The organism is Bradyrhizobium genomosp. I (2014) (assembly GCF_000261685.1).
Taxonomy (GTDB): Bacteria; Pseudomonadota; Alphaproteobacteria; order Rhizobiales; family Xanthobacteraceae; genus Bradyrhizobium.
This window is the reverse complement of the sequence record NZ_AJQE01000438.1, coordinates 1-8,397: the sequence shown is the minus strand read 5'-3', so window position 1 is coordinate 8,397 and position 8,397 is coordinate 1. Positions and strand designations below refer to the sequence as shown.

Genomic DNA, 8,397 nt, shown 5'->3' with positions numbered 1-8,397 from the left:
CCTGTCCAAATTTGTGGAGCCGGCTCTAAGACGCCGTCCGATCTTGAGCGATGATCAGGTGCAGAGCATATCTGCCGCGGATGAACTGCGGGCGCGTGGGGAGGAGTTTTGGCGACGGCGGCTCGAGCAGTTTAGCAGATTGCATCCGCCTTTCGTGTCATCGTCCGTGGCTGCGGCGCCGTCCCGATGGCAGTCGAGTTCATGGTTTAGCCCAAGCGGTTTGGCTATTTCCCCACAAGATCGCTCGGAATATTTGGTAGCAGCTTGGCTGATCTATCTCGCTCGGATCACGGGGCAACAAGAGTTTCAACTGGGATGGAAGCCTGCATGGGACCGATTGCAAACCGGCTCCAAACTCGTGATGGCCTCCGTCGTGCCGATGGATGTTCGCATTGAGCTTGCTCATGATTTTGAAGAAGTACGCAAAACCGTAGCGGCCGAAGTCGCTCAGCTGAGGGCGCACGCTAGCTTTGCCCGAGATCTTATAGCGCGCTGCCCGACATTGCGAGGAGTGGTGGCGCTACGGGCGCGCCAGCCTTGGCCGATTGGCATTGCAATCACGACAGAGAGCTGTCACGCCGCTGATGCTCTGACGACGAACCACAAAGCTGGGCATGCCTTGTGCGGCGATTTGCTGACCTTTGAGGTTTGCGCTCTGGATGGGAGCTTCCGCTGGCATTTTGATGCCGCTCGATTAGCACCGAAGCAGATCGACCGCATGACGCAGCATTTGCAAACTTTGTTACGCGGCGTGATGGCCGATGCTGGGCAGCCTGTCGGCCGAATAGACATTCTGGCCGCCGACGAACGCACGTATCTACTTGAGGATTTGAATCGGACGGCGGCGCCTTATCCGTTTGAGCTATGTATCCATGAGCTGTTCGAGGCGCAGGTGCAAAAGGCACCGGAAGCGGTGGCGGTGGTCTATGAGAAGGAGAGACTGAGCTATGGCGAGCTCAATGCGCGGGCCAACCGGCTGGCGCATCATTTGATCGAGCTCGGGGTCAAGCCGGACCAGCCGGTGGCGATCTGCCTCGAACGCAGCCTGGCGATGGTAGTTGGTCTCTTGGCGATCCTGAAAGCGGGCGGCGCGTATCTGCCGCTAGATCCGGCTTATCCGTCGGCGCGGCTGCGGCAGATTGTTGGCGATGCAGAACCGAAACTGCTGCTTTGCGATGTCGCCGGTCGAACCGCATTGGGCGCCGAAGCCGTGGCCGATGTGACGGTGGTCGATCTGGAGACGGCGACCCCGACTTGGGGCGAGCGGCCGCCTTCGAACCCGGACCCGGGCGCGCTTGGCCTTTCATCGCGCCATCTCGCCTATGTCATCTATACCTCCGGCTCAACCGGAATCCCCAAGGGCGTGGAAATGTCCCATGGCGCGCTTGTGAATTCGCTTGCGGGGATTGGCACGTCAAAACTGCGCACACTTCAATTCGCGACCCTGAACTTCGATGTGTCCTGTCAGGAATTGTTCATCTGTTGGAAGGACGGCGGAGTGCTTGTGCTCGTGCGGGAAGAGACCCGGAGGCACTTCTCCGACCTGCTGGAATTTATAGAGCGGGAGGCGATAGAGCGGCTTTTCCTCCCGTTCGTGGCATTGAATCATTTTGCGGAAGTCTGGAGCGCGCAGCGCGTGCAGCTGCCCTCTTTAAGAGAGCTTTATACAGCCGGCGAGCGATTGCAGGCCACTCCACTGCTTAGGACGTTCTTCGAAGCACATCCGAACGCGAGATTGATCAATCAATATGGGTCCACGGAAATCAGCGTCATTTCCGAGCACCACCTTGCAGCTGATCCGTCATGTTGGCCCCAGATGCCTCACGTCGGGCGTCCAATCGTCAACACGCGGGTGTACCTGCTGGATGGCCATGGCGCGCCCGTGCCGTTCGGTGCGGTCGGCGAGCTTTACATTGGCGGGGCGGGGGTGGCACGGGGCTACCTGAACCGCCCTGAGCTGACCGCGGAGCGGTTCATCGCCAGTCCCTTTGTCGAGGGCGATCGGCTGTACCGGACCGGCGACCTTGCCCGTTATCTGCCGGACGGCAATCTTGAGTTCCTGGGCCGTAACGACGATCAGGTGAAGATTCGCGGCTACCGCATCGAGCCGGGTGAGATCGTCGCGCGGCTCTGCGAGCACGCCTGGGTGCGCGAGGCGGTGGTGCTGGCGCGCGAGAACGACGCCGGTGACAAGCATCTGATCGCCTATGTGGTCTGCGCGCCCGAAGCCGGCTCGGATGAGGGCGGTGGAGGCGGGCTTGCGGGCGCCTTGCGCGCGCACTTAAGTGCGCGACTGCCGGACTACATGGTCCCGAGTGCGTTCGTGCGGCTGGCCGCGCTTCCGCTGACGGTGAACGGCAAGCTCGATCGGAACGCGCTGCCGGCGCCGGCCGATCAGGCCTATGCGCTGGCGGCCTACCAGTCGCCGCAAGGTGCGGTCGAGACGGCGCTGGCGCAGATCTGGGCCGAGCTCCTTGGTGTCGAGCGCATCGGGCGCAACGACCACTTCTTCGAACTGGGCGGCCACTCGCTCTTGGCCGTGCAGATGTCGAGCCGGCTGTCACAGGCTGTCGGGGTCGAACTGCCACTGTCGACGCTGTTCGCAAGGCCAGTGTTGAGTGACCTGGCGGCAAGCATCGTCGAGCTGTTGAGCTGCTCGGGTCCGCAAGAGCTGCCGTCGATTGCAGCCGTGTCGCGGCATGAGCCGCTTGTGCTGTCGTTTGCGCAGCAGCGGCTATGGTTTTTGGCTCAGCTGAACGAAGGCAGCACCAACTATCACATTCCGCTGGCCTTGCGATTGCGCGGGATGCTCGACCGCAGCGCCTGGCAGCGCAGCCTTAACCGTCTGTTTGCACGTCATGAGGCGCTGCGCAGTGTGTTTGTCGCGACCCAGGGCAAGCCCCGGGTTGAGGTTTTGCCGCCGGACGCGGGTCTGCCAATAGTTGAGCATGATCTGCGGGAGAGATCGGATGCGGAAGCGGCATTTTTGGATCTGTGCCATGAAGAGGGGCGCACGCCATTCGATCTTGCGCGCGGTCCGCTGATCCGCGGTCGGCTGATCCGCACCGCCGACGAGGAACACGTCTTCCTGCTGACCCAGCATCACATCGTCTCGGACGGTTGGTCGATGGGCGTGCTGCTGCGTGAACTTAGCCAGCTCTACCGGGCATTCCAGGCCGGGCAGGACGATCCTCTGCCGCCGCTTGCGATCCAATATCCGGATTACGCCGCCTGGCAACGCCAATGGCTGTCGGGGGAACGGTTGCAGCAGCAGGCGCAGTATTGGCGCAGCGCGCTGGCGGGCACAGCCCGTCTTGTCTTGCCGACGGACCATGCGCGGCCTGCCCAGCAGTCGTTTGCCGCGGCCGCGGTCCCGATCACCGTCGATGCGGATTTGACGCGGGAGCTGAAGCGGCTGAGCCTGCAGCATGGCTCGACGTTGTTCATGACGGTGCTGGCGGCCTGGGCGGCGGTGCTGTCGCGTCTGTCCGGGCAGGACGATCTTGTGATTGGCGTGCCGAGCGCCAATCGGGGGCACCGCGAGATCGAAGAGCTGATCGGCTTCTTCGTCAACACTCTGGCGCTTCGGCTGGACCTGTCGGGCAAGCCGCGCGTGTCGGAGCTTCTGGAGCGGACGCGGCGCACGGTGCTGGCTGCGCAGGAGCATCAGGACCTGCCGTTCGAGCAGGTGGTGGAGATCGTGCAGCCGCCCCGGGCTCTTGATCACACACCGTTGTTCCAGGTGATGCTGGCCTGGGAGAACAATGCGGTTGGGCCATTGGACCTGCCGGGGCTGAGTGTCGAAGCTGCCGGGGAGGAGATTGATCAGGCCAAGTTCGATCTGGAGCTGAGCCTTGGCGAGCATGGCGAGGAGATCGCCGGAACGCTGGGTTATGCCACGGCGCTGTTTGATCAGGCGACGATCGAGCGGCAGCGTGGTTATCTGCTGGCGCTGCTGCGGGCGATGGCAGCCGATGCGCAGCAAGAGGTCCACCGGATTGAGCCGCTCTCGACTGCCGAGCGCACGTATCTGCTGGAGGAGCTGAACCGGACGGCGGCGCCGTATCCTGCGGAGCGGTGCATCCACGAGCTGTTTGAAGTGCAGGTGCACAAGGCGCCGGATGCGGTGGCGGTGGTCTGCGAAGATGAGCGGCTGAGCTACGCCGAGCTCAATGCGCGGGCCAATCGCCTGGCGCATCACTTGATCGCCCTCGGGGTCAGGCCGGACCAGCCGGCTGCGATCTGCGTCGAGCGCAGTCCGATGATGGTGGTGGGGCTTTTGGCGATCCTCAAGGCCGGCGGGTCGTATATGCCGCTGGATCCGGCCTATCCGTCGGCGCGGCTGCATCAGGTGCTCGACGATGCGGCGCCGCCGCTGCTGCTGGCCGATGTGGCCGGCCGTGCCGCCTTCGGCGCGGATGTGCCGGCCAAGGTGAGCGTGGTGGAGCTCGATGCTGCGGCGCCGGCCTGGGCCAGCCTGCCGGAAGCGGATCCTGATCGGCGCGCGCTCAGCCTGACCTCCCGCAATCTCGCCTATGTGATCTACACCTCGGGATCCACCGGCAGGCCAAAAGGGGCACAGAATGAGCATCGGGCTATCGTTAATCGCCTGATCTGGATGCAGGACGCCTATGGTCTGAAACCAACAGACGTCGTGTTGCAGAAGACGCCATTTAGCTTCGATGTCTCGGCCTGGGAGTTCTTTTGGACTTTGCTTGAAGGGGCAACGCTGGTACTGGCGCCGCCCGGTGCGCACAGAGATCCCGATACGTTGGTCGACTTGATCGTCAGCCAGCGCATCACGACGGTTCACTTCGTGCCATCCATGCTGGTCAGCTTTTTGGATGCGAAGAGTGTTGACCGCTGCACATCGCTGCGGCAGGTTTTATGCAGCGGCGAGGCGCTCCCTGCCGCCAGTGTGTATAGGGTTCGGCGCGTATTGCCCTGGACGGCCCTGCACAATCTTTACGGTCCGACTGAAGCCGCGATCGACGTGACATCCTGGAGCTGCCCGGCTGAGTTTGATGAGGCCATCGTCCCGATTGGCCGCCCTATTGCCAACACGCGGGTCTACTTGCTGGATGGTCATGGCGCGCCTGTGCCGTTCGGTGCGGTGGGCGAGCTCTGCATTGGCGGGGCGGGGGTGGCGCGGGGCTACCTGAACCGCCCTGAGCTGACCGCGGAGCGGTTCATCCCCAGTCCCTTTGTCGAGGGCGACCGGCTGTACCGGACCGGCGACCTGGCGCGCTACCTGCCGGACGGCAATCTGGAGTTTTTAGGGCGCAACGACGACCAGGTAAAGATTCGCGGCTTCCGCATCGAACCGGGCGAGATTGCGGCGCGGCTTTGCGAGCATGCCTCCGTGCGCGAGGCGGTGGTGGTGGCGCGCGAGGATGGTGGCGGCGAGCAGCGGCTCGTTGCGTATGTCGTTGCCGCCGGAGCTGAGGAATCTGATCTTGCCGGCGGTTTGCGGGCGCATGTGAGTGCGGGGCTGCCGGACTACATGGTCCCGAGTGCGTTCGTGCGGCTGGCGGCGCTTCCGCTGACGCTGAACGGCAAGCTCGATCGAAAAGCGCTACCGGCCCCGGGCGACGAGGCATATGCGCGGCGGACCTACGCGCCGCCTCAGGGCGAGATGGAGACGGTGCTGGCGCAGATCTGGGCCGAGCTGCTGGGGCTGGAGCGGGTCGGACGGCACGACAACTTCTTCGAACTGGGAGGGCACTCGCTCTTGGCGGTGCAGATGATGGAGCATCTGCGGCGGCGGTCACTGCGCATCGAGGTGCGCACCTTGTTCGTCAAGCCAGTGCTCGCGGATCTGGCCGCACGCCTGGGCCGCCATCACGAGGTGGCAGTCCCGGCCAACCTGATCACCGAGCGGAGCGTGGCGATAACGCCGGAGATGTTGCCGCTGATCGAGCTCGCGCAGGACGAGATCGACCGGATCATCGCCACGGTACCCGGCGGGGTTTGCAACATCCAGGACATTTACGGTCTGTCGCCGCTGCAGGACGGCATCCTGTTCCATCATTTGCTAGCGGCAAAGGGCGATCCATACCTCCTGATGTCGCAGATGGCGTTTGCCGAGCGTGGGCTGCTCGCGCGCTATCTTGCCGCGATCCAGCGGGTGGTAGATCGGCATGACATCCTGCGTACCTCGTTTGTCTGGGAGGGGTTGTCGCGGCCGGTCCAGGTGGTGTGGCGGAAGGCGCGACTGGAGGTGATCGAGGTCCAGCTGGATGGCGCTGATGGCGCTGGCGCTGAGCAGCTCAGGAACCGGTTTGATCCGCGCCGGCACCGCATCGAGCTCGGCCGGGCGCCACTGCTGCGGTTTGTGATTGCGCGCGAGCCCGGCAGCGCGCGCTGGCTGTTGCTGGAGCTGCAGCATCATCTGATCGGGGATCACGCAACCCGGGACGTGATGCATGCTGAAGTCCGGGCCAAGCTGGAGGGGCGCGAGCATGAGCTGACGGCGCCGCAGCCATTCCGCAATCTGGTGGCGCAGGCGCATCTACGCGGTGATGCCAAGGCGGATGAAGCGTTCTTCCGGGAGCTGCTGGCCGGCATCGACGAGCCGACCACGCCCTTCAACTTGAGCGAGGTGCGCGGCGACGGCGGCGGGGTTCGTGAGGCGTATCGGATGCTGCCGCCAGCGCTCCATGCGCGGCTGGCGGAACAGGCGCGGCGGCTGGGCGTGAGTCTGGCGAGCCTGTGCCATCTGGCGTGGGGGCAGGTGGTGGCGCGCAGCAGCGGCCGCGAGCAGGTGGTGTTCGGCACGGTGCTGCTGGGCCGCCTGCAGGGCAGCGCCGGCGCCGACCGCGCCATGGGACTGTTCATCAACACCCTGCCGCTGCGGCTTGATCTTGATGGGACCGCCGTCGAGGCGAGCGTGCGGACCACGCACGCCCGGCTGGCCGAGCTGCTGACACATGAGCATGCCTCGCTGGCGCTGGCGCAGCGCTGCAGCGCTATTGCGGCGTCGGCGCCGCTGTTCAGCACGCTGTTGAACTATCGTCACAACAAGGCGCCGGCTGTGCCCGGCTCCGGGACGGATGATGTCTTGTCGGGTATGGAATGGCTGGGCGGGGAGGAACGCACTAACTATCCGCTGACCCTGTCGGTTGAGGATTTTGGCGAGGCGCTGGGCCTCACTGTGCAGGTGGCGGAGCCAATCTCGGCGGATCGGATCTGCGGCTACATGCAGCGGTCGCTCGAGCAGCTGGCAGAGGCGCTGGAGCATGCCCCGGATACGCCGGTACGCGAGCTCGACATCTTGCCGGCTGAGGAGCGCACCTATCTGCTGGAGGATCTGAACCGGACGGAAGAGGCCTATCCAACAGAGCAGTGCGTCCATGAGCTGTTCGAGGCGCAGGTGCAAAAGGCGCCGGAGGCGGTGGCGCTGGTCTGCGAAAACGAGCGGCTGAGCTATGGCGAGCTCAACGCGCGGGCCAACCGGCTGGCGCATCTTCTGATCGAGCTTGGGGTCAAGCCGGACCAGCCGGTGGCAATCTGCCTCGAACGCAGCCTGATGATGATGGTTGGCATCTTGGCGATCCTGAAGGCGGGCGGTGCCTATCTGCCGCTGGACCCAGCCTATCCCAGCGAGCGGCTGCGTCAGGTTGTCAACGATGCCGCGCCGCGGCTGCTGCTATGCGACGTCGTCGGTCGCGCAGCACTCGGCCCCGAAGTGCTGACCGAGGTGACGGTCATTGATTTGGAGACGGCCACGCCCGCCTGGGCCGAACGGCCGGCTTCGAACCCAGACCGGCACACGCTTGGCCTCACATCCGGCCATCTCGCTTATGTGATCTACACCTCAGGCTCAACCGGAACCCCAAAGGGGGTCATGGTCCAGCATCGGGGGTTGGTCAATCTGCTGTCGGCTCAGGTCGGCCTCTTTGGCGCTTCTTCCAACAGCCGAGTCGTGCAGTTCGCCTCCATCGCTTTTGATGCAAGCGCTTGGGAGCTTCTTATGGCGTTTGGCTCCGGAGCGGCTTTGCACTTGCCTGCGGAAGAGATCCGTCAAGCGAGGAACAAGCTATCGGATTATCTCCGAAGCGAAGCCATCACCCACGCGACACTACCCCCAGCGTTGCTTCAGACGAGCAAGGATCCGGAACGTTTGGCTGCGCAAGTTCTCATTCTTGCCGGAGAGCTGCCTAAGCCTGAACTCATCCGAAGTCTGGCCCCAGCATCAATGGTCAATGCTTATGGCCCGACCGAGGCAACAGTCTGCGCGACGATCTGGACTTGCCCGGCTGATTTCAATGGGTCGGTGGTCCCGATCGGGCGCCCAATTGCCAACACGCGGGTGTACCTGCTGGATGGCCATGGCGCGCCCGTGCCGTTCGGTGCGGTGGGCGAGCTTTACATTGGCGGGGCGGGGGTGGCGCGGGG

General features: G+C 64.0%; 1 pseudogene. It reads left to right on the top strand.

Annotated elements, in window-relative coordinates:
* Nucleotides 1-28 precede the first annotated feature (28 nt).
* A pseudogene (locus tag IC50_RS37400) lies at nt 29-8,397 on the top strand (amino acid adenylation domain-containing protein); the annotation flags it as partial.